The organism is Micromonospora phytophila (assembly GCF_023656545.1).
GTDB lineage: Bacteria > Actinomycetota > Actinomycetes > Mycobacteriales > Micromonosporaceae > Micromonospora > Micromonospora phytophila.
In genome coordinates, this window is record NZ_JAMOKF010000606.1 from 1 (window position 1) to 1,320 (window position 1,320).

Annotated in this window: 1 protein-coding gene, 1 pseudogene and 1 riboswitch; of the genes and pseudogenes, one reads left to right on the forward strand and one right to left on the reverse strand. The window is 73.9% G+C overall.

All coding sequences use genetic code 11. From position 1 onward, the window contains the following. Positions 1 to 445, reverse strand: a pseudogene (locus NCC78_RS31700) (glycine dehydrogenase (aminomethyl-transferring)); the annotation flags it as partial. Between the two features lie 74 nt (positions 446 to 519). Then, a riboswitch (glycine riboswitch) is annotated at positions 520 to 618 on the reverse strand. Positions 619 to 706: 88 nt separating this feature from the next. Between NCC78_RS31700 and NCC78_RS31705 the strand changes: the two are divergent. Beyond that, complete coding sequence (locus tag NCC78_RS31705) at positions 707 to 1,051, forward strand: nuclear transport factor 2 family protein (RefSeq protein ID WP_250799127.1); 345 nt, start codon at positions 707 to 709, stop codon at positions 1,049 to 1,051. Positions 1,052 to 1,320: the final 269 nt, after the last annotated feature.

The following is a 1,320-nucleotide window of genomic DNA, read 5'->3' on the forward strand; positions in this document are numbered from 1 at the left end:
CCTCCGCCGCGGCGGTGCCCTCGTCGAGCATCGAGGCGTTCGCCGTGGCCAGCCCGGTCAGGTCGGTGACCATGGTCTGGAAGTTCAGCAGCGCCTCCAGCCGGCCCTGGCTGATCTCCGGCTGGTACGGGGTGTACGCCGTGTACCAGGCCGGGTCCTCCAGCACGTTGCGGCGGATCACCGCCGGGGTGTGCGTGCCGTGGTAGCCCAGACCGATCATGGACACGGCGACGGTGTTGCGGGCCGCCAGGGCCCGCAGCTCGGCGAGGGCCTCGTGCTCGGTGGCCGGCTCCGGCAGGTTCAGGGTGCCGTGCCAGCGGATCACCTCGGGAATCGCCGCGTCCATCAGCTCGTCGATCGAGCCGTGACCGACAACCTCCAACATCCGGCGCTCATCGTCCGGGTCGGGGCCGATATGGCGGTCGGCGAACTGCTCTGCGGTCATGGGCTGCGCTCCCGGGGGGCGAGGTCGACAGGTCGCCCTCCCCCTCTGTCGCGCCCGCACGGCGCTCCACAGTGCCTGCCCACGTGGTCCTTTTGCCTGAGAGGTTCCGGGGAGGATTTGCCCCTTCGGCGCCGCCCGGGTGCTGTCTGGGCGGTCTCTCCCACGTGGGTGGTACCGGCATGGTCAACGCTACCAGCGCCGGTATCGGCGGTGGATGTCGTACCCCTGGGACAGCATCACGGTGAGCCTCGGAGGTGTCTGATGCACGAGCCGGCAACCCACCCGGAGGACCTCAGCCGGTTCTTCGTCGCCCGCGCCAACGCCGGTGACGTCGACGGCCTGGTCGCCCTCTACGAACCCGACGGGGTGCTGGCCACCCCCGCCGGTCCGGCGGTCGGGGCGGCGGCGATCCGCGCCGCCTACGCGGGCTTCCTCGCCGACCGGCCCACCCTCACCCCGGGCGAGCCGCAGCCCACCCTGCACGCTGGGGAGCTGGCATTGACCTCCACCCGGCTGGCCGACGGCACGGTCACCGTCGAGGTGGCCCGCCGCCAGCCCGACGGCACGTGGCGCTGGGTCATCGACCAACCCCGCGCCGCGGGCTGACCCGACAGCGGTCACCGCCGCCCCGGCGGACTCACCCGGTCCGGGCGCGGGCACGGGTCGCGGTCGGGCGTCGGTGGGCTTCCCGGCCGGTGATCGGCGTTGTCGGTAGGGATCCCCGGCCAGCGCGTGGCGGTTCGCGCGCTGGCAGCCGGCATGGGTCAGCGGTGGGGGCGGGGCCGCCCTACTGGCCGACCATGGTGGCGCCGGCCGGCACGGCGTCTGGCAGGACGTCAGCGCCGGGCGCCGGCACGTCCACCGTCCGCTCGGCG